Below are 19,906 nucleotides of genomic sequence, written 5' to 3'. Positions count from 1 at the left end.
CAGCCCGGTTCGCGAAGCAACCAACCAAGGGGAATAAAGTGAAAAAATACATATTCGCCGCCGCAACAGCTCTGTCACTGCTGTCCGGCACCGCCATGGCGCAAACCGTTTTGACCGCCAACATCGAACCGGCGACGACCTGGGTTCGCAACTTCAACCCGTTCAACCAGACGTCGTCGCGCCAGTCGACGCTCGACTTCATCTATGAGCCGCTGGTGATCTTCAACCGCTTCGACAGCAACAAGCCGGTCTTCCGCCTGGCCGAAAGCTTCAAGCAGTCCGACGATCTGAAGACGATCGAGTTCAAGCTGCGCTCGGGCCTCAAGTGGTCGGACGGCAAGCCGCTGACGGCTGCCGACGTCAAGTTCACCTACGAATATCTCAAGAAGTTCCCGGCTCTCGACTTCGTCAGCATCTGGAGCTTCATCACCGGCGTCGAAGCCGTCGATGGCCAGACCGTCCGCTTCACGCTGAAGGACCCGAGCTCGCTCGCCGCCGAACAGCTGTCGCAGCTGCCGATCGTTCCCGAGCACGTCTGGAAGGACGTTGCCGATCCGGTCACCTTCGCCAACGAAACCCCTGTCGGCAGCGGCCCGCTGACCGAAGTTCCGCGCTTCACCGGCCAGACCTATGACCAGTGCCGCAACCCGAACTATTGGGATGCCGAGCACCTTAAGGTCGACTGCATGCGCTTCCCGCAGCTCGCCGACAACAACCAGATCCTGACGGCGACCGCTGACGGCACGCTCGACTGGGGCGTTTCCTTCATTCCCGATATCGACAATGTCTATGTCTCGAAGGACCCTGATCACTATCACTACTGGTATTCGCCGAGTAGCATGGTGGCCTTCCTGTTCAACCAGGAAACCGCCAACGAGAGCAACAAGAAGGCCTTCAACGACGTCAAGTTCCGCCGCGCGGTCTCCATGTCGCTGGACCGCAAGACGATGATCGACGTCGCAGGCTACGGCTATCCGACGCTGAACGAAGATCCCGGCCTGATGGGCGAGCTCTACAAGAGCTGGGCGGACCCGTCCGTGAAGGCCGATTTCGGCAAGTCGGCAGCCTATGACGCCGACGCCGCCAAGGCGCTTCTCGACGAAGCCGGCTACAAGGACAAGGATGGCGACGGTTTCCGCGACAATCCTGACGGTTCGAAGATTTCCTTCACGATCATCGTGCCGAATTCCTGGACCGACTGGATCGACACCGTCAACATCGCCATCGAAGGCATGCAGGCCGTAGGCATCGACGCCAAGATCGAGACCCCGGAAGAAGCCGTCTGGACCTCTGACTTGATCGAAGGCAAGTTCGACGCCGCGATCAACAGCCTGCCGGCCTCGTCGTCGCCCTACTATCCCTACAAGCGCGCCTTCAGCGCTTCGGACAAGGGCAAGACACGCTTCACGGCGCAGCGCTGGTTCAATCCCGAGGTCGAGGCTCTCGTCACCCAGTTCACGCAGACCGCCGATCTCGGCAAGCAGAAGGAAGCGATGAACAAGGCTCAGCGTATCGTTGCCGAAAATCTGCCGATGATCCCGGTCTTCAACAACCCGAACTGGTATCAGTACAACACCAAGCGCTTCACCGGCTGGTCGACCAAGGAGAACCCCTTCGTCAATCCGTCCATCTCGCGCACCAACCCCGCTCGCCTTCTGAACCTGCTCGCTCTCGAGCCGGTAAAGTAAGCACGGACCCTCGGGAGCGGCTCCCCTCAGCCGCTCCCGGTTTCACGGAGTTTCCATGGCTTTCCTGCTACGCCGCCTGGCTTTCTACTTGGCAGCCTTCATCGCGGCGGCAACGATCAATTTCTTCCTGCCGCGCCTGATGCCGGGTGACCCGGTGCAGATCATGTTCTCGAGCGCCGGCGCCGAACTGCCGCCGGAGAGCCTGCAGGCATTGAAGCTGACTTTCGGTTTCGTGGACGGGCCGCTGTGGCAGCAATATCTGACCTATCTCGGCAGTATCTTCACCGGTGATCTCGGCCGCTCGGTCAAGTATTTCCCGTTGCCGGTCACCTCGGTTCTCGGTCATGCCCTCGTCTGGACCGTCGGCCTGATGGGCACCGCGACGGTCATCAGCTTCACCATCGGCAGCTTCCTCGGCATCCTCGCCGCCTGGCGCCGTGGCAGTGCTTTCGACGTCATCGTCTCGGTCGTGGCGATCTTCGCGACCTCGGTTCCGGCCGTCGTCACCTCGCTGATCGTCGTCTTCATCTTTGGTTTCACGCTCGGCTGGTTTCCGAACGGCTATGCCGCCGATCCGTCGCTCGATCCGGCCTTCACGCTGCAATATATCGGCAGCGTGCTCTATCACGCCGTCTTGCCGATGATCACGCTCTGCGCCGTCATGACCGGCGGCTTTGCCGTCACCATGCGCAACAACATGATCAACCTGCTCGGCGAGGACTATATCGTCATGGCGCGCGCCAAGGGTCTCTCCGACCGGCACGTGATGATCTGGTATGCCGCGCGCAACGCGCTGCTGCCGACCGTCTCGTCGCTGGCGATCGCCATCGGCACCATCCTCGGCGGGTCGCTGGTCACAGAGGTGGTCTATAATTATCCCGGCCTCGGCAACATCCTCTACCAGGCAATCCTAGCCCGCGATTACCCCGTTATCCAGGGACAGCTCCTGATCATGACCACCACCATGCTGGTCGCTAATTTCATCGTCGATGTCAGCTACGTGCTGCTTGATCCGCGATTGAAGGGAGCGTGACATGAAGACCCTCATTTCCGGCCTGCTGCGCAACCGCAAGGCACTCGTCGGCGTTGCCATCATTCTCTTCATCATCATCGTGGCGATCGCCGCGCCTTTGATCACGCAATATGATCCGACGGCGCGCACCGGCCGTCCGCATCAGGCGCCGTCGCTCGATCATCTGCTCGGCACGACGCGCATCGGCCAGGACGTGTTTTCGCGGCTGATCTACGGCGCCCGAACCTCGCTCGCCGTCGGCTTCGGCGCCGGCCTGCTGATCACCATCGTCGGCACGGCGCTGGGGATCATCTCAGGCTACCGCGGCGGCAAGACCGACGAGGTCATCAGCTTCTTCACCAACATGGTGCTCGTCGTTCCGAACCTGCCGCTGCTGCTCGTGCTCGCCGCCTTCATCGGCCAGGCGAGCCCCCTCGTCATCGCCCTGATCCTTGGCGGAACCTCCTGGGCCTGGGGCGCACGCGTCACCCGCGCCGAGACGCTTTCGGTCAAGCAGAAGGACTTCGTCAAATCGGCAGAAACGATGGGCGAGCCGCAATGGCGCATCATGCTGTTCGAGATCTTCCCGAACGTCATCTCGATCGTCGGCATCAATTTCATCGGCAGCGTCATCTTTGCGATCATCACCGAAGCGACGCTGGAATTCCTCGGTCTCGGCGATCCCCGGGCCGTTTCATGGGGAGCCATGCTCTATAACGCACAGAAGGCATCCGCGCTCTCGGTCGGCGCCTGGTGGGATATCCTGACACCCTGCTTCGCACTGGCGCTGCTCGGCATCGGCATGTCGCTGCTGAATTTCGCCGTCGACGAGGTTGCCAATCCGCGGCTTCGCACCGGCGGACAGCTCGGCCGCTGGAAGACATTGATCCGCACCGGGGAGGGCCGCCTGTGAGCCAGCCACTGCTGTCGGTCAAAAACCTGACCATCGACTATATCGGCGAGGAAAAGGATTTCCGCGCTGTCGACAATGTGAGCTTCGATGTAGCGCCCGGCGAAGTCTTCGGCCTTGCCGGTGAATCCGGCTGCGGCAAGAGCACGATCGCCTTTGCCATCAGCCGCCTGCACAAGCCGCCGGCGCTGATCCGCAAGGGCAGCGAAATCCTGCTTGCCGGCCGCGAAGTCCTCGACCTCGACCCGCAAGCCCTTGCAGCCTTCCGCTGGCGCGAAGTCGCCATGGTCTTTCAGAGTGCCATGAATTCGCTGAACCCGGTTCTGCGCATCGAGGACCAGTTCTATGACGTGCTGAAGAAGCACAAGGGAATGACCAAGGCGCAGGCGCGCGAACGGGCGGCCGAGATGCTGAAGCTCGTCGATATCGCCCCGGACCGGATGCGCAACTACCCGCATCAGTTTTCCGGCGGCATGCGCCAGCGCATCGTCATTGCCATCTGCATGGCGCTCGATCCGAAGCTCGTCGTCATGGACGAGCCAACGACGGCACTCGACGTCGTCGTCCAGCGCGAAATCCTGCAGCGCATCAACGAGCTGCGCCGCCAGTTCGGCTTCTCGGTGCTGTTCATCACCCATGATCTCGGACTGATGGTGCAGTTCTGCGACCGCATCGGCATCATGCTGGCGGGCAAGCTCGTCGAGCAGAACAGCGCCGAAGACATCTACAAGAACCCGCAGCACGACTATACGAAGAAGCTCTGGGCCTCCTTCCCCTCACTGCATGGAGGCGTGCTCGCATGAGCGAAGCGATCCTCTCTCTCGACAAGGTCGATAAGACGTTCGGACACGGCAGCTCGACAGTGCATGCCGCGCGGTCGATCTCGTTTGCGCTCCACCCCGGCCGCGCCCTGGCGCTGGTCGGCGAATCCGGTAGCGGCAAAACGACCTGCGCCCGCATGGCCATGCGCGAATATGCGCCGACCTCGGGCCAGATCCTCTACAAGGGCAGGCCGGTCGAAGCTGCGGGCCGCGCTGAAATCGCCGACTACCGGCGTTCGGTGCAGATGATCTTTCAGGATCCCTTCGCTTCGCTGAACCCGGCGCATACGATTGCCTATCATCTGACACGGCCGCTCAAGCTGCACCGCCCCGATATCAAGGCGTCGGCGATCGAGGCAACAGTGCGCGAGCTGCTCGAGCGCGTGCGCCTTGACCCCGATCTCGTCGCCCCGAAATATCCGCACGAGCTCTCCGGCGGCCAGCGCCAGCGCGTCAACATTGCGCGTGCGCTTGCTGCAAAGCCCGAGATCATCGTGGCGGACGAGCCGACCTCGATGCTCGACGTCTCGGTACGCCTCGGCGTCCTCAATCTGCTGAACGAGATGAAGCAACAGATGAATCTCGGCCTTCTCTACATCACCCACGATATCGCGACCGCCCGCTACGTCGCTGAGGATATCGCCGTCACGTATTCCGGCCAGATCGTCGAATGGGGACCGACTTCAGAGGTGATCGACAACCCGATCCATCCCTATACCCGGCTGCTGCTGTCGGCGGTACCGGATCCGGACGTCCGCTTCGATGATCCGAAGACGCGGCTGAAGCCGGAAGAGGTCGATGGCATCCGCAAGGCGGCTGCCGCCACCCAGGACACCATCATCGAGGCATCGCCGGGACATTTTGCCCGCAGCCTGTGACTTCATTTATCGCTTGTGCTAGGGGAGCGGCCGAACGGAAGGCGAAACGGCATGCTCCCCTGGATCGAACTCGACAAGGCAACCATCCCCGGCGACGGCGGCGACCTGCGGCTCAAGCAGCGCGGCTCGGAATTTTCCATCATGCTCGGCGCCAACGAGCTGATGAACAGCCGTCTCAGCGGCTCGGAAGAAGCCCTCGCCACCCTCTCCTACGAGCGCATCAAGAGCCACAAGCGGCCGAAGGTGCTGATCGGCGGTCTCGGCATGGGTTTCACACTGCGGGCGGCGCTCGCCGTTCTCCCCGGTGATGCCGAAGTCGTCGTCGCCGAGCTGGTTCCGGCAGTCGTTGCCTGGGCACGCGGGCCTATGGCCGAGGTGTTCAAGGGATGCCTGGATGATCCGCGCGTGACGATCTTCGAGGGTGATGTCGGCGAAGCGATCCGCGCCGCAAAGGCTGGGTTCGATGCGATCCTGCTCGACGTCGACAATGGCCCGGACGGGCTGACCCGCAAGTCCAACGACAGGCTCTACGATTTCGGCGGCATAAGCGCGACCAAGGCCGCACTGCGCGCCGGCGGCGTGCTGGCCGTCTGGTCGTCGGGACCGGACACCAGCTTTACCCGCCGGCTCAAGGATGGCGGCTTTGCCACCGAAGCGGTGAGTACGCGCGCCGGGAAGGGCCGCGGCGCGCGTCACGTTATCTGGCTGGCGGTCAAGCCTAACCGTTAAGCCTTGAAGCCCTTCCGGGCGGCCGCAATCTCGCGGGCGGCGCCATTGCGCAACTGCGTGGAATCGCCTGCCGCGATCACCAGATCGCAGCCGAGCGTCAGCATTTCGCCGGCCCGCGCGCCGTCGCTGCCAAAGGCACAGACGAACTTCTTGTGCGCCCGGCAGCGGGCGATCACATGCGACAGCTCCTTGTCGATCTCGGGCGTATCCGGCGCAACCTTCGCACCGTTGGACAGCGCGATCGAGAGATCCGAAGGGCCAACGAAAATGCCGTCGATACCATCAACGCCAAGAATATCGTCGACTGCAGCGAGTGCTGCCCGGGTCTCGACCATGGCGATCGTCACGGTCAGGTCGTTTGCGGTCTTCAGATAATCGCCGGCCGAAATGCCCGTGTGATTCAGGGCCAGTGTCGGTCCCCAGCTGCGCTCACCGAGCGGCGGATATTTGGTGAAGCTAACCAGTGCTTCGGCATCCGCCTTGGAGTTCACCATCGGCGCGATGATACCGGAGAAACCGGCATCGAGCAGGCGCGAGGCAGCCGCGAAATCGCCGACCGGAATGCGCGCCAGCGCCGGCTTTCCAGCCGCCCTGATCTGCGAGACGGTCGCCGCCGCAGTGCCGAGGTCCCACATGCCGTGCTGCATATCGAGGACCAGCGTGTCGAAATCCTCCTGCGCCAGATGATTGACCATCAGCGGCGAGGGAATGCCGATCCAGGCTGAAACCAGACCGCCGTGGCCGCCCTTTTTGATCCTCGCCGCGAAGCCGTCGATAGCCGATGGGGCGCTCATGTCATGTCTCCTTGCATTTCAAGCGATTGCGCGTTGGCGCGTGTCCAAGAAGTCCTCGATGAAGGCCTTCTGCAAAAGGATGCCATCCCACTCGTCCGCGAAGAAGGGCGAGTCATAGATCAGCGTGAACGGCCCGGTGTAACCCGCCGATCGGCTGGCCTCCAGGCATTTGCGATAGTCGTCCGAGTCGAGCCCGGAGGCATTGTAATCGGCCTTGGCGTGGCAAAGCTCGGCGCGGCCCATGATATCGGCGAGACCGGCATATTTCGCAGGCGCCGCCCAGTTGCCGAGGTCGCCGTTGAGCCCGATCTTGCCGTCGAGACCGTCGAGCAGCCAGTTCATCTCTTTGGGTGCCGGCAGCAGGTCGAACCAATTCTCGACAACGATGCGAACACCGCTTCCGTCAGCCTGCGCGGCCAGCCATTTCAGTTTCGTCAGCGCCCGCTGCAGGTTTTCTTCCGACGGCTTCTGCTTGCCGGCGATGACGCGCATATTTTCGGCGCCGAGCGCCTTGGCGATTTCGATCCAGCCGGCCATCCAGCGGATATCGCGCTCGCTGTTTTCAGGATGGCTCGGATCGCCGTCTTCGACGAGCAGCGTCTGGAACAGGATACCCGACGCCTTCATCGCCGCGCGAAACTCGGCCAGGTAGGCCGGATCGAGGCTCGGCAGATGGAAGGAGCAGACTTCGATGCAATGGATGCCGCGCTCGGCAAGCTGCTTCGGCAGTTCTATCAGCGATGCCCCGCCTGCCCCGTACGGCTCCTGGCGCGCAGCGCTCTTTGCCGGATCCGGGCTGTAGGGATAGGTCGGCCCCAAAAGGCGGTGCAGTGACCAGGTGGAGACCGCGAAGCGGCCGTTCGGCAGTGACGTCATTATCTTACTCCTCCGATTTCAGATAATTTTCGGGCCCGCTCAGAACCCCTCCTGCACCGCCGGCTCGATCGCGAGCGCCGCCGAAAGCAGCGCTTCGTCGCAGTTGGCAGGCGCTGACAGCAGGAAGCCGACCGGCATATCCGCATCGCCGCGGCCGCAGGGCATCGAGACGCCGCACCAGTCGAGGAAATTGCCGATGAGCGTGTTGCGCAAGGTCTTGCCGTTGACGGCGATGAAGAGCTCGTCATCCGCTTCCAGCGGCGCGATCGGCGGCGCGACGTGGGCGACTGCCGGGAAGGCGAGCAACCGGCCAGCGATCAGCGCCTCGCTCTCGGCGATCATCCGGCGGCGTTCAGCCAGAATGGCGATATAATCGGCAGTGGTCGTGCGCTCGCCGAGCCGGGTGCGCATGACGACGCGATGGTCCATCCGCGCCGCTTCCGGCCCCGCCAGACGCTCGCGGTGCAGGGCAAAGGCTTCTGCGGTGACAAGCGCACCGTATCTTGCCATCAACGCGAAAATCTCGTCGAAGACTGGCATCTTGATGCGCGTAAAGCGGACGCCCTTGCGGCTCAGCCGCTCGACTGTGGCTTCGAAGGTGGCGACAACACCGGGCTCGGCACCGTCGAATACAACATTCTCGGGAATGACGACTTCAAGACCTTCGATCGGGCGCCGGGTGATCTCGGACGAAGTCCGGCCGCGCATTGCTGCGTCCACCCACACGGCATCCTGCACTGTGCGACAGAGCGGACCAAGCGAATCCAGATTTCCGGACAATGGGAAGACCCCGCCCATGGCGTGACGGCCGTGGGTTGCCTTGTAGCCGGTGATGCCGTTCAACGCCGCCGGAATACGCACCGATCCACCGGTATCGGTGCCCATGGCAACCGGCACGAGGCCCGCGGCGACGGCAGCGCCCGCACCCGAAGACGAGCCGCCCGGAATGCGCGGCTGGTCCTTGCCGTGCGGGTTGTGCGGCGTGCCGTAGTGCGGATTGATGCCGAGGCCAGAGAAAGCGAATTCGCTCATATTGGTGCGGCCGACGGCGATCATCCCGGCCTGCTTCAGCGCCGTGACGATAGCCGCATCACTCTTTGCCGCCGGCGCATCGGACAGAACGGTCGAGCCCGCCGTCGTCGGGATGCCCTCGATATCGAAGAGATCCTTCCAGGCAATCGGTATGCCATCGAGCACGCCGAGCGACCGGCCCTGCCTCAGGCGCTCGGCCGATGCCTTGGCTTCCGAAAGGGCGCGATCCTCGGTCAGTTCGAGGAAAATCGTCTGATCCGGATAGGATGTGATACCGGCAAGGATCGATTCCGTCACTGCGACAGGATCCGCTTCACCGCTTTGAATAAGGACAGAAAGCTGCGCAATGGACATCGCGCCATATGATTTGGTCATGGAAAAAATCCGCAATCTCTGCTGGGTCAAAGAACTATCGCGGATCGCCGATCATCGCCAGTACCGGATTGGGCAATAACGTCTATTGATACCATTTTCTGAACACAGCGTTTGCTGAGCGACGGCTTAAATTCAATGAGGCGGCTACATAAATGTGTGGCGCACGCGGGCTCCCACCCGCTGTGAGCGGTTAGCTCATGGCAGGTCTCGCGGCGATACTCGGAGTTTCATGCCATGACCAATTTTGACAGTTTTAGCGCCGGCGACGGCGAGCAGGATTATGCCGAACATGTGAAGGCCCAGAGGCTTTCAGGCATTGAGCGGCTCGTAGTCGTATCAGCGATCGCGCTTCTTGCGATCGTCGGCCTCACCGGCCACTTCACCACGCCTGTCGCAACCGATCCCGTGACGACCTCGGCAATTGCCGCGCCCGTCACCGCTGTTCCGCACCCCCACCACCATCTGGATGCGTGCCGCGAATATAGCCCCTACGCCGAAAGGGGCTGCTGACGGCAGCATGATGGAAATCCACGCAGCCTCCCATATGTTCCCCGCAAGGGAGGCGCCCCATGTCCAGTGACCTGAACTACGATCTCGATCGTTTCATCGACGCACAAAACGGCATTTATGGCCAGGCTCTGTCCGAGCTGAAGGCAGGCCGCAAGCGATCGCACTGGATGTGGTTCATCTTTCCGCAGATCGCAGGACTTGGAACTTCATCGATGGCGGAGAAATACGCCATCCGCTCTGCCGAGGAAGCTGCCGCCTATCTCGCCGATCCGATCCTTGGAACCAGGTTGCTTCGCTGCGTCGATGCGATGCTGGCGGTGGATGGCCGGAGCGCTCATGACATTCTCGGGTCGCCGGATGATCTGAAGTTCCGCTCGTCGCTCACGCTGTTTGCCGCGATCAGCGACCACGGCTCGCCCTTTCACCGGGCGATCGACAAATATTACGAGGGAGAATTCGACAGGCGGACTGTCGAGCTTCTGGACGCTGCAAGTTAGCCGCCCGGCGAATGTTCCAGATTGTCGATTTCCTGGGTGACTTCGCTGAGGCGCTGCCGCAGATCTGCTTCGGTACCGTCTTCTATCTCCTCGTCGCCGAAGCAGTCGCGTGCCTCGTGCAACTCAAGCTTGGCTTCAAGCTCGGCGCGCTTGGCATAGAGACGATGGAGATAGGTGTAGTTCATATCACTGCCACGGGTTCTTCCTGACCAGGAAGGTAACGCCTCGCCGCCGCGGAGGTTCCACGGCGGTGTGCTTCAGCAATAGGAGGCGACGGCAGCACTTGCCGCTTTGGCGAAATGGCTGCAGCAGCCATCGCTGCCCATCGACTGACGCGTCACGCGCGCACCTTCGAGAAGCAGAGTGAGCGTATCGGCCAAAAGCTGCGGCTCGCTGGCGCCGGCTGCGGCGCAAAGCGCGACGAGGCGCTGACGCTGATCGGCCTTGTGGCGCTCAATGACGCCATAGGCCGGATGGCCCTCGCCCTTGAGCTCGATCGCCGCATTGGCAAGATCGCAGCCCGCCGGCTCGCCGTTCAGACAGTGCGCGCGGCCTTCGACCCAGGCATCGAGCTGGGCACGCGGATTACCCGGGTGAGCGGTTTCCAGATCACGCCAGATCTGCTCCGCCTTTTCAGAGGCGCGCCGCAGCGTTTCGCAGATCAGCTCATCCTTGGAGCCGAAATGCCTGTAGAGCGTCATCTTGTTCGTAAGAGCCGCATCGGCAATGGCATCGACGCCGATGCCGCGGATGCCATGCTCGCGGAAAAGCTCCGAGGCCGTCGAGACGATACGCTCCCGCGGAGGGATCTTTTCGTCCGTGATGCCTTGGGCGATTTCAGTCGAAGTTTCTGATTTTTTTGAGGACGAAGTCCTTGACATCGATGTGACCGATCGGTAACAAATGCATTGTTACTTACCGGTAACACCGCCGATCGCGAGAGTCAATGCCGAGAGGGCAGACTGCGGCTGCGGAACACGGGCGACCGCCCACGAAAGGAGGACTACCATGACAAAGGCCATAGATTTGACCATTTCCGAAGCTCTTCGCGACCCGCTGATCGCCATGGTGATGCGCGCCGACGGCGTGAAGCTTGAAGACTTCAAGCAACTCCTGGAGACGGCCGCACGTAAACGCGAGCCGAACACCTCCAAGGTCGGCAATTTCATCAACGCCATCGCCAACCGGGCCTCCGCAAATCCGTCTACGGTTTGCTGCTTCGGTTGACATCCGGGGACCTTCCCTGCCCCCGTGCGAAAGCCGCCGCGATCCCCCACGCGGCGGCTTTCGCTGTTTTATGCGCTTGCCCCTCACCTCTCTCCGGTAATATGACCCTCTCGAGACCCATGAAGGTGCGGCGATGACGCAGGTTAATCTTGAAGACGTGAAGGCGCATTTCAGCGAACTCGTCGAACGCGTCGAGGCAGGCGAAACCGTGCAAATTCTGAAACACGGCAAGCCGGTGGCCGAAATCGTGCCGATCAGGAAACCCAAGACACCGATCGACCTCGAAGCGTTGCGGGCATTGCGCCAAGCGCAGCCGAAGCAGAGCGTCGATTCCGGCACTTTCATCCGCAGCATGCGCAACAGCGAACGGTACTGAATGTTCTATCTCGACACGTCCGTCATTATCGCCGCGCTGGTCAACGACGATTCAAGCGAGCGGGCCAGCGCTTTTTTGTGGGACGCGGTGAACACGAGCCGCGTGGTTGTCAGCGATTGGACGCTGACCGAGTTTTCGTCGGCAATCGCGTTGAAAATCCGCGCCGGGCAGCTGAACAGCCAATATCAGGCCGAGATCCAGCAGGTCTTCGAGGGATTGGTCCACGAGACCTTCGAGCTGGTTTGCCGTCGAAAGACGCCACTTTGCCCTTGCGGCGAAACTTACCGCCCAGCGAAACGTCGACCTGGGGGCCGGCGACGCACTGCACCTGGCTTTGGCCGAGGAAACGCGCGCGCAACTCGTAACGCTGGACCGCCGCCTGGCGGATGCAGGCGCAGCACTCGAAATCCCTGCGCGGCTGATCTAGACCGCCACTAGATGCCCGGGTGACACTTCCCGGTATTCCAGCGGCTTGATCGCGTAATCGACGGGCCGAATGGGGCTCTTGATCTCGTCGTTTGCCACCGCCCGTTTCTCGCTCCTTCTGTCGGGATCGGGCACGGGGACTGCCGCCATCAGCTTTCTCGTGTAGTCGTGCTGCGGATTTCCGAAGACCGCCGCGCGCGGGCCGATCTCGACAATTTCACCGAGATACATGACCGCGACGCGATGGCTGACGCGCTCGACGACGGCCATGTCGTGGGAGATGAACAGGAAGGCGAGGTTCAGGCTCTGCTGCAGATCGAGCATCAGGTTGATGACCTGCGCCTTGATCGAGACGTCGAGAGCCGACACGCTTTCGTCGGCGACGATCACCTTTGGCTCCAGCGCAAGCGCCCGGGCAATGCAGATGCGCTGGCGCTGGCCGCCGGAGAATTCATGCGGGAACCGCGAGGCCATGTCGGGCGTCAACCCGACCTTGGTCAGGAGATCGGCGACGCGCTCCTTTGCCTGCTTTGCCGTTCCCATCTTGTGTTCGAGATAAGGTTCGGCAATCGCATCGCCGACACGGATGCGCGGGTTGAGGCTGGCGAAGGGGTCCTGGAAGATCATCTGCACGATCTTTCGCATCTCGCGCATACCCGACTTGTCGAGCGCCAGCACATCCTTGCCGTCGGCGATGACGGAACCACTCTGCGCTTCGATCAACCGCATGATCGCGCGGCCGGTGGTCGATTTTCCGCAACCGGATTCGCCAACCAGCGACAGCGTCTCGCCGGCATGAAGATCGAAGGAGACGTTTTCAACGGCGTGAACGCGGCCGGTCAGCTTGCCGAAAAGACCGGAGTGAATGTCGAAGCGCTTGGTGAGGTTCTTGACCTCCAGAACCGGACGCGCCGTGGCAGCGACCGTATCTGCGGTCTGCACCGGAATATCGGACTCGCCGGTCGCCGTGTTGACGACCGGAAAGCGCAGCGGCCGCTCATAGTTCTGCATCGAGCCAAGCACCGGCACAGCCGATAGGAGCGCCCGCGTATAGGGATGCTTGCCGCGGTGGAAAATATCGGCGGTCTCGCCGGTTTCCACCTGCTCGCCCCGATACATGACGACGGTCCGGTCGGCGATTTCGGCGACGACGCCCATGTCGTGGGTGATGAAGAGGACCGACGTCCCCTGCTCTTCCTGCAGCATCTTGATCAGGTCGAGGATCTGGCCCTGGATTGTCACGTCGAGTGCTGTCGTCGGCTCGTCGGCGATCAAGAGCTTCGGCCGCGAGGCGAGCGCCATGGCGATCATCACGCGCTGGCGCATGCCGCCGGAGAACCGGTGCGGATATTCGTCGAAACGCGAGGCCGCGGAGGGAATGCGCACTTTCTCCAGAAGACGTATCGTCTCGGCGCGGGCATCCGCCTTCGACATCGACCTGTGGCAGAGCAGCGCCTCGGAAATCTGGTCGCCGATGGTGAAGAGCGGGTTGAGGCTCGTCATCGGCTCTTGGAAGATCATCGCGACGTCATTGCCGCGAACCTTGCGCATATCCTCTTCGGGAAGAGCAAGGAGATCACGCCCGCCAAGCATGATCTTGCCTTCGATACGGCTCGAATCCGCCTGCAGCAACCGCATGATCGACAGCGAGGTAACGCTCTTGCCGGAACCGCTTTCGCCGACGATAGCCACCGTCTCGCCGGGCGCGACATCGAAGGAAACCTCGCGAACCACGGGCTTCCAGGCGCCATCGACCAGAAACGATGTCGTCAGGTTACGGACGGAGAGGACCGGATCAATGGCCTGTCTTTTCTGAGCTTCCGCGATCATGGTCGTCCCCTTCGTTTCAGTTGCGTCCGGCAGTGCTCGGCGCTGCGGCAGCCGTAACCCTCCCCCTTGTGGGGAGGGTTACGGCAGGCGGGAGGGGTTTGTGTAAGATCCCCTCCCCAACCCCTCCCCACAAGGGGGAGGGCTTCACGCACTGCTTCATTCTCTGGGCAATCGGCCCTTAGTCAGGCCAGCGAAGCGCGCCGTCGAAGCGGTGCTTGCTGCGGTTTTCGATCGGCGTCGCGATGATCTCGTTGGAGCCACGCGCCTTGTCGAGTTCCTCGCCCAGACGGCTGGCGACGATCTTTTCCTGGCCCGGATGCAGGTTGCACGGATCGAGATAGAAATAGTGATGCTCGACTTCGTGATCGCGCACGATGATCGGCGGCGTGCCGCGGGCGAGCGCGTCAGCCAGATCCCAGGCGGTGATGTGCGCCTCGTCGGCCTTGACGATCACGCGCATGCGGTCGAGCGGATTGTTGGTCGGATCAGGCTCGATCAGCGCGGTCACGCCCGGACGTCCCTCCAGCTTCTCCTTCCAGAGATTGAGATAGCTGGTTTCCCGCTCGCGAATGCCGGCGTGATCGCGCTTTTCCCAGGCTTCCAAGGCCGCCATGACGCCGAAGATGCTTTCCTTGCCGACCTTCATGCCGCGGCCGATGCCCATGTTCTGCAGGAAGGCGTTGCGGACCAGCTCCTTCTTTCCGGCGACGATGCCCGAGGTCGGGCCGCCCAGGAACTTGTGGCCGGAATAGAGCGCAATATCTGCCCCCTGCTCAAGGAAGATCTTCAGGTCATATTCCGAGGCCGCGTCGACGATGACGGGCACGCCCTTGGCGTGAGCGATCTCGACGAATTCCTTTAGGTTCAGCAGACCGTAATCGACGACGTGGTGCGAGACGACATAGACGGCGGCGGCTGTCTTTTCGGTGATCGCATTTTCCATATGGAAGCGATGCGTCGAGGTCGCCTGTCCCACGAACACGACCTTGCCGCCGGCAAGACGGATCGCCTGATCGACAGGCGCGCCATAGCTGACGACGTGGCCCATCTGCACGAGCACTTCGTTCTTTTCCGTCGTCACCTCAGGCAGCTTCTCGATCGCCAGCAGATTGTTTCCGGTGATGGTGCCTGCGACAGCCAGCGAGATACCTGCCGAGCAGGATGCAGTGACGAAGCCCGCCTCGCCGCCCGTCAGCCGGGCGATGACGGCGCTTGCCTTGCGCTGCAGGTCGTTGACCTCGACGAACTGCGGCAGGATCGCCGACATGGCGGCAATTGCCTCGGGAACGACGATCGACGCGCCGAGGCTGGTCATGGTGCCGGAAACATTGATGACCGGGCGAAGGCCGATCGACGTGCGGATGTCATCAGACATTTGTATCTCCAATTTCGGTGGCCGCTGCGTGAGGGGTGTTGCGATTTGCCTCAGTGACGGCTATGCCATAGTAATGTAATAAACTCGCATATTCAGACGAGGAGCGTGCAATTGGACGGCAAGACATCATCGGCAGTTTACTCCGAAGACGGCGTCTCTGTGGAAGAGGCGGACGGCGGCAAGACTGCGCGCCGTTCGCGCGTAAGCGGTATCGACCGTGCTCTGCAGGTCATTGATTATCTTTACGAAACCGGGTCTCCAGCCGGTGTCTACGCGATCGCGAAGGCCGTCAAGGCGCCGCTCTCCACCGTCTATGTGATCGTCGATGATCTGGTCGAGAAGAACATGCTGTCGCGCAATACGGACGGCTCGGTCTGGCTCGGCTCCCGGCTTTACCACTATGGTCTTGCCTATGCCCGCTCGTTGGATTTCATGAGCGTCGCCACCCATGAAATGCACGACCTCTGCCGCGAGGCGGACGAGACCGTTCAGGTCTGCGGCCGCGACGGCGACTATATGCTGGTGCTTGCCATGGCCGATGGTCCGAGCCATTTCCAGGTCGCGTCCCGCGTCGGAACCCGCGTGCCATTGAACTGGACGGCCTCCGGCCGCCTGCTCGTCGGGCACCTGCCGGAGCCGGAACGCGTCGATCTGTTCAAACGATGCGCCAAGACCTCGCCGACCGGCCGGGCGGAAATGGACGCCGAGGTGCTGTCGAGTTCGGCAGGCGCAGCTTTCCAGTCGCGCCTTTCGATCCAGGCTGGCGAATCCGACTATGCGGTCGCCTGCATCGCCTCGCCGATCTGCGATCGCGACGGCCAGTGCGTTGCCACCATCTCCATCGTCCTTCCCGAGCAGAAGGCCTTTTCGGACGAGAACCGCTACACGGCGCATGTGCGCGCGTCGGCGGAACGCATCGAAAAGATTATGGGCTGGCGCAACCACTGACATTCTCCTCTAGTCGCGCAAGGCGACGATCGCTTCGATCTCGACGGTGATGTTTCCCGGCAACGAGCCGAAACCCACCGCCGAGCGGGCGTGCTGTCCGCGCTCTTCGCCGAAGACATCGATGAAGAGATCGGAGCAGCCGTTGATGACACTCGGATGATCAAGGAAATCAGGCACCGCATTGACCATGCCGAGCAGCTTGACGACGCGCTTGACGCGCGACAGATCGCCGAGTGCATCCTGCATGACGGACAGCAGGTTGATGCCGGTCAGCCGTGCATGCTTGTAGGCATCCTCGACGCTGACGGAGGCGCCGACCTTGCCGGAATGCAGGAAGCCATCGGCCTCCCGCGGCCCCTGGCCGGACAGGTAGAGAATATTGCCTTCGATGACATGCGTCACGAAATTGGCGATCGGCGGCGGCGCCGGCGGCAGGGTGATGCCAAGCGCCGCCAGCCTCTCCTGAGGCGAACCGGATAGTTTGGCGGTGGTTGGAGACGTGTTCACGTAAGCTCCTGTCATGCGATTTCTATCTTCTTTCTTACCGGTAGGAATAGCCGTGGCTGTGACGCACGAGCTTGCGGGCACGCGGGATATAGCGGCTCGCCGTGATCGCCTCGCTGCCGATGACGGCGTAGCGAGGCTCGAAAAGTTTGTTGAGTACCGATACGTCGCCGTTGGAATCGGTCGCTTCGATATCGGAATCGATCAGGTCGAAGATGGTGAAGTCGGCGCGCTGGCCGACAGCCAGGCGATCTTCCATCGACAGCTTGATGACCGAGGCCGGGGCATGGGTGACGGCTTCCACGACCTTGTCGAACGGCATGCCGACCGACAGCAGCTTCGACATCGTCGTCGCCAGATCCCAGACCGGGAAGTTCATCGAATGGCCATGCAGGTCGGTCGAGATCGAAAACGGCAGCAGCCCGCGATTGATCGCCGCTTCCGCCACCTTGAAGGAGAAGGAGGCGCCACCATGGCCGATGTCGAGGCGGATGCCCTCGCCTGCGCAACGTTCCGCGAGATTGAAGAGATCCTCGTCTTCCATGATGCTGGAGCCCGCCTTGCCGTTGAAGCAGTGGGTGACGACGTCGCCAGGACCGAGGATTTCTAGCACTTCGTCATAGAGTGCCGGCGGCTCGCCGACATGCACCATCATCGGGATCTTCAGGATTTTGGAGATCTTCTTGCCGAGCTTGACCGGGGTCACACCCCAGGAGCCGGTGATGACGTGGCTGGCACGCACCTTAAGGCCGACGATGTGTTCGCTGTTTTCGGCATAGCACTCGAGAATGCGATCGAGATCGATATCCCTGATATCACGCAGCTCCGCAACGCGGTTACAGGCGACGAGACCGATCGAGCCGAGATTCAGGAAGGCCTTGATCCGCTCTTTCGACGGCTCGATGATATATTCGCGGAAGCCGTGGAAGTTGGCTTCACCGGCGGATCCTGCATCGACAAGCGTCGTGACGCCACGCTCGGCGCCGCATTCGGATGGGCGGATCGAGATATCGGTGCCGCCGTGCCAGATATGGACGTGCAGGTCCACCCAGCCGGGAGAGATCCAGGCGCCCTTGCCATCGACGCGCGTCACGTCCTCGGAGACAGCGAGCTGAGGGCCGATCTTGGCAATCTTGCCGTCGGCATCGACGAGGATATCGACGGCGCCTGCAGGCGTTCCGGCACCGAAAGCCATCGGCTTCACATTGGTGAGGAGGAGCGGCTTGCCCGCTTTTTCACCGGTCATTTACAGGTCCTTTCGAAGTTTTGGATCAAGCATGTCGCGCAGACCGTCACCGACCATCTGGAGCGAGAGCACGGAGAGAATGATGGCGACACCCGGAAACAGCGTCATCCAGTCGGCCTGGCCAATATACTGGCGGCCAGCGGCGATCATCGTGCCCCAGGTCGGAATTTCAGGGCTGACGCCGAGGCCGAGGAAGGAGAGACCGGCTTCGGCCAGCATGGCGCTGGCAAACAGGAAGGTCGCCTGTACCATGATCGGCGACAGCAGGTTGCGCAGCACATGGCGGGTCATGATGTGGAAGGTCGAAATGCCGAGCGCTTGCGCCGCCTCGACATAAGGCAGCTCGCGGATGACAAGCGTCGAGGCGCGAACGATACGGGCAAGACGCGGTGCATAGACGATCGACAACGCGATGATCACTGTCGTCAGAGACGGACCGAGCGCGGCGACGAGCGCGATCGCCAGCAGGATATCCGGAAAGGCCATCATCGCGTCGATCAGGCGGGCAATCGGCGTGTCGAGCTTCTTGAAGAAGCCGGCAAGCAGGCCCAGCGTCACGCCGATCACCGATGACAGCGCCACGACCGCGACACCGACCAGCAGCGACAGCCTGCCGGCATAGATCGTGCGCGACAGCACATCACGGCCGAACTCGTCGGTGCCGAAGAAGTAGGTTCCGCTCGGCGGCTTCAGCCGGTTGACGATCGACAGCTTCGACGGCGAGTAAGGCGCGACCCAAGGGGCCAGGACTGCCAGCAGCACGAAGATGACGAGGATGACGAGGCCGAAGGCAACCGTCTTGCGTCTCAGCAGACGGCGGATGAACTTGCGGTTTTCGCTTTCCGCGGGCTTGATTGCGATATCCGTCATCAGTAGCGCACCCTCGGATCGACGAGCAGATAGAGCATGTCGATCGCAAAATTGATCAGGACGTAGAGTGCCGCGATCACCAGCAGCGCTCCCTGGATAACCGGATAATCACGGCGGAGAACGGCCGAGACGACGAGATTGCCGACACCGGGAAGGCCAAAGACTGTCTCGGTAACAACGGCGCCGGAGATCAGCACAGCCGCGGTCAGGCCGAGAACCGTCAGGATCGGAATCAGCGCATTCTTCAGCGCATGCTTGAGGATCACCTTGCGCTCGACCAACCCCTTGGCGCGGGCCGTGCGGATATAGTCGTCACCCAGCACGTCGAGCATCGAGGCACGGGTGAAGCGAAGGATCAGCGCCGACGAGACGATGCCGAGCGCGAAAGCGGGCAGGGTCAGGTGATACATGCGGTCGAGAAATGTCGAGCCGGGCCCGCCATAGCCCGACACCGGGAACATCCCGAAGCGGACAGCGAAAACCTGCATCAGAATGAGGCCCAGCCAGAAGCTCGGAATGCTGGCGGCGAACATCGCCAGTGTCGTTGCCGCCTGGTCGACGAACGAGCCGCGCCGGTAGGCGGCGTAGATGCCGATCGGCAGCGCGATCAGGCTGGCGATCGCGAGCGAGAAGATCGTCAGGAAGAAGGTCGGTTCGGCACGGTCGAGCAGCGCCGATGTGACCGGCATGTTGAGGAAGATCGACTGGCCGAGATCGCCCTTCAACAGCTGGCCGATATAATAGATGTATTGCACCACGAGAGACCGGTCGAGGCCGAGGCTGGCGCGCAGATCGGCAATGTCCTGCGGCGTCGCATCGGGGCCGAGCATCACGGCCGCCGGATCACCCGGCGTGACGCGCACGATGACGAAGACGATCGTGACGACGAGAAACATCACGACGATCATGCCCGCAAGGCGCTGGAGAATGTAGCGTATCATTGAGGCATGCACCCCGCACACGGTTGGAAGTAGACGGCGGC

23 protein-coding genes and 1 pseudogene are annotated in these 19,906 nt (G+C 61.9%); 13 read left to right on the top strand and 11 right to left on the bottom strand.

Annotation, left to right across the window (positions count from 1 at the left end; all coding sequences use genetic code 11):
• Positions 1–38 precede the first annotated feature (38 nt).
• The 6 genes from AC1DJO_RS06790 to AC1DJO_RS06765 are packed head-to-tail and all read left to right on the top strand — an operon-like array spanning position 39 to position 6,038.
• The gene (locus AC1DJO_RS06790; RefSeq protein WP_112388412.1) at positions 39–1,688 is read left to right on the top strand and encodes an ABC transporter substrate-binding protein; all 1,650 of its coding nucleotides are present in this window, start codon (positions 39–41) and stop codon (positions 1,686–1,688) included.
• Between the two features lie 55 nt (positions 1,689–1,743).
• Positions 1,744–2,721: an ABC transporter permease gene (locus AC1DJO_RS06785; protein WP_112388413.1), complete on the top strand. Its 978-nt coding sequence runs from the start codon at positions 1,744–1,746 to the stop codon at positions 2,719–2,721.
• Positions 2,722–2,734: 13 nt separating this feature from the next.
• A complete protein-coding gene (locus AC1DJO_RS06780) occupies positions 2,735–3,613 on the top strand; it encodes an ABC transporter permease (protein WP_405049567.1) in 879 nt (292 codons plus the stop codon).
• Positions 3,610–4,413 (top strand): ABC transporter ATP-binding protein, encoded by an 804-nt coding sequence (locus AC1DJO_RS06775; protein WP_112388415.1) that lies wholly within the window; start codon positions 3,610–3,612, stop codon positions 4,411–4,413. The genes AC1DJO_RS06780 and AC1DJO_RS06775 overlap by 4 nt, the downstream gene beginning before the upstream one ends.
• Positions 4,410–5,309, top strand: coding sequence for an ABC transporter ATP-binding protein (locus AC1DJO_RS06770; protein ID WP_112444094.1), 900 nt, complete (start codon positions 4,410–4,412; stop codon positions 5,307–5,309). The genes AC1DJO_RS06775 and AC1DJO_RS06770 overlap by 4 nt, the downstream gene beginning before the upstream one ends.
• Before the next feature lie 51 nt (positions 5,310–5,360).
• On the top strand, positions 5,361–6,038 hold the full coding sequence (locus tag AC1DJO_RS06765; RefSeq protein ID WP_112444096.1) for a spermidine synthase: 678 nt from the start codon (positions 5,361–5,363) through the stop codon (positions 6,036–6,038).
• On the opposite strand, the gene AC1DJO_RS06760 is transcribed toward AC1DJO_RS06765, so the two are convergent.
• Genes AC1DJO_RS06760 through AC1DJO_RS06750 form a run of 3 tightly spaced genes read right to left on the bottom strand, consistent with a single transcriptional unit; the run spans position 6,035 to position 9,115 of the window.
• Positions 6,035–6,832, bottom strand: coding sequence for an HpcH/HpaI aldolase family protein (locus AC1DJO_RS06760; protein WP_112388418.1), 798 nt, complete (start codon positions 6,830–6,832; stop codon positions 6,035–6,037). The two genes, AC1DJO_RS06765 and AC1DJO_RS06760, sit on opposite strands and share 4 nt — an antisense overlap.
• 18 nt (positions 6,833–6,850) lie before the next feature.
• Positions 6,851–7,708: a sugar phosphate isomerase/epimerase family protein gene (locus AC1DJO_RS06755; protein ID WP_112388419.1), complete on the bottom strand. Its 858-nt coding sequence runs from the start codon at positions 7,706–7,708 to the stop codon at positions 6,851–6,853.
• Positions 7,709–7,747: 39 nt separating this feature from the next.
• Positions 7,748–9,115, bottom strand: a complete 1,368-nt coding sequence (locus AC1DJO_RS06750; protein WP_112388420.1) for an amidase — start codon at positions 9,113–9,115, stop codon at positions 7,748–7,750.
• A 234-nt stretch (positions 9,116–9,349) separates the two neighbouring features.
• Between AC1DJO_RS06750 and AC1DJO_RS06745 the strand changes: the two genes are divergently transcribed.
• Both AC1DJO_RS06745 and AC1DJO_RS06740 read left to right on the top strand, forming a co-directional pair.
• Complete coding sequence (locus AC1DJO_RS06745) at positions 9,350–9,625, top strand: hypothetical protein (protein WP_112388421.1); 276 nt, start codon at positions 9,350–9,352, stop codon at positions 9,623–9,625.
• Between the two features lie 59 nt (positions 9,626–9,684).
• Positions 9,685–10,122 (top strand): DUF1810 domain-containing protein, encoded by a 438-nt coding sequence (locus AC1DJO_RS06740; RefSeq protein WP_112388422.1) that lies wholly within the window; start codon positions 9,685–9,687, stop codon positions 10,120–10,122.
• Here AC1DJO_RS06740 and AC1DJO_RS06735 read toward each other — a convergent pair.
• Together AC1DJO_RS06735 and AC1DJO_RS06730 are read right to left on the bottom strand one after the other, a co-directional pair.
• Positions 10,119–10,307: a hypothetical protein gene (locus AC1DJO_RS06735; protein WP_112388423.1), complete on the bottom strand. Its 189-nt coding sequence runs from the start codon at positions 10,305–10,307 to the stop codon at positions 10,119–10,121. The two genes, AC1DJO_RS06740 and AC1DJO_RS06735, sit on opposite strands and share 4 nt — an antisense overlap.
• Positions 10,308–10,379: 72 nt before the next feature.
• Positions 10,380–11,003 (bottom strand): TetR/AcrR family transcriptional regulator, encoded by a 624-nt coding sequence (locus AC1DJO_RS06730; RefSeq protein WP_112388424.1) that lies wholly within the window; start codon positions 11,001–11,003, stop codon positions 10,380–10,382.
• A gap of 127 nt (positions 11,004–11,130) precedes the next feature.
• Here AC1DJO_RS06730 and AC1DJO_RS06725 point away from each other — a divergent pair, with 127 nt between their 5' ends.
• The 4 genes and pseudogenes from AC1DJO_RS06725 (at position 11,131) to AC1DJO_RS06710 (ending at position 12,152) form a co-directional block, all read left to right on the top strand.
• Positions 11,131–11,349: a hypothetical protein gene (locus AC1DJO_RS06725; RefSeq protein ID WP_112388425.1), complete on the top strand. Its 219-nt coding sequence runs from the start codon at positions 11,131–11,133 to the stop codon at positions 11,347–11,349.
• A gap of 133 nt (positions 11,350–11,482) precedes the next feature.
• Entirely contained in the window at positions 11,483–11,725 is a 243-nt protein-coding gene (locus AC1DJO_RS06720) for a type II toxin-antitoxin system Phd/YefM family antitoxin (protein ID WP_112388426.1), read from the top strand.
• Positions 11,726–11,911, top strand: a pseudogene (locus AC1DJO_RS06715) (PIN domain-containing protein); the annotation flags it as partial.
• Positions 11,910–12,152 (top strand): PIN domain-containing protein, encoded by a 243-nt coding sequence (locus AC1DJO_RS06710; protein WP_112388427.1) that lies wholly within the window; start codon positions 11,910–11,912, stop codon positions 12,150–12,152. The pseudogene AC1DJO_RS06715 and the gene AC1DJO_RS06710, both read left to right, overlap by 2 nt.
• Here AC1DJO_RS06710 and AC1DJO_RS06705 read toward each other — a convergent pair.
• Positions 12,149–13,981 carry an ABC transporter ATP-binding protein gene (locus AC1DJO_RS06705; protein ID WP_112388428.1) on the bottom strand — a complete coding sequence of 611 codons (1,833 nt, stop codon included), beginning with the start codon at positions 13,979–13,981 and terminating at the stop codon, positions 12,149–12,151. The two genes, AC1DJO_RS06710 and AC1DJO_RS06705, sit on opposite strands and share 4 nt — an antisense overlap.
• Before the next feature lie 178 nt (positions 13,982–14,159).
• Positions 14,160–15,356 carry an aminotransferase class V-fold PLP-dependent enzyme gene (locus tag AC1DJO_RS06700; RefSeq protein ID WP_112388429.1) on the bottom strand — a complete coding sequence of 399 codons (1,197 nt, stop codon included), beginning with the start codon at positions 15,354–15,356 and terminating at the stop codon, positions 14,160–14,162.
• Between the two features lie 105 nt (positions 15,357–15,461).
• Here AC1DJO_RS06700 and AC1DJO_RS06695 point away from each other — a divergent pair, with 105 nt between their 5' ends.
• Positions 15,462–16,304 carry an IclR family transcriptional regulator gene (locus AC1DJO_RS06695; RefSeq protein ID WP_112444098.1) on the top strand — a complete coding sequence of 281 codons (843 nt, stop codon included), beginning with the start codon at positions 15,462–15,464 and terminating at the stop codon, positions 16,302–16,304.
• Positions 16,305–16,313: 9 nt separating this feature from the next.
• On the opposite strand, the gene AC1DJO_RS06690 is transcribed toward AC1DJO_RS06695, so the two are convergent.
• The 4 genes from AC1DJO_RS06690 to AC1DJO_RS06675 are packed head-to-tail and all read right to left on the bottom strand — an operon-like array spanning position 16,314 to position 19,865.
• A complete protein-coding gene (locus AC1DJO_RS06690; protein WP_112388431.1) occupies positions 16,314–16,826 on the bottom strand; it encodes a RidA family protein in 513 nt (170 codons plus the stop codon).
• A gap of 19 nt (positions 16,827–16,845) precedes the next feature.
• A complete protein-coding gene (locus AC1DJO_RS06685; RefSeq protein ID WP_112388432.1) occupies positions 16,846–18,054 on the bottom strand; it encodes an amidohydrolase/deacetylase family metallohydrolase in 1,209 nt (402 codons plus the stop codon).
• Entirely contained in the window at positions 18,055–18,924 is an 870-nt protein-coding gene (locus tag AC1DJO_RS06680; protein ID WP_112388433.1) for an ABC transporter permease, read from the bottom strand.
• Complete coding sequence (locus AC1DJO_RS06675) at positions 18,924–19,865, bottom strand: ABC transporter permease (RefSeq protein ID WP_162698694.1); 942 nt, start codon at positions 19,863–19,865, stop codon at positions 18,924–18,926. Before AC1DJO_RS06675 ends, AC1DJO_RS06680 begins: the two co-directional genes overlap by 1 nt.
• Positions 19,866–19,906: the final 41 nt, after the last annotated feature.

The organism is Rhizobium sp. 05N430 (genome assembly GCF_056396985.1).
This window is presented reverse-complemented; position numbering and strand designations above follow the sequence as displayed.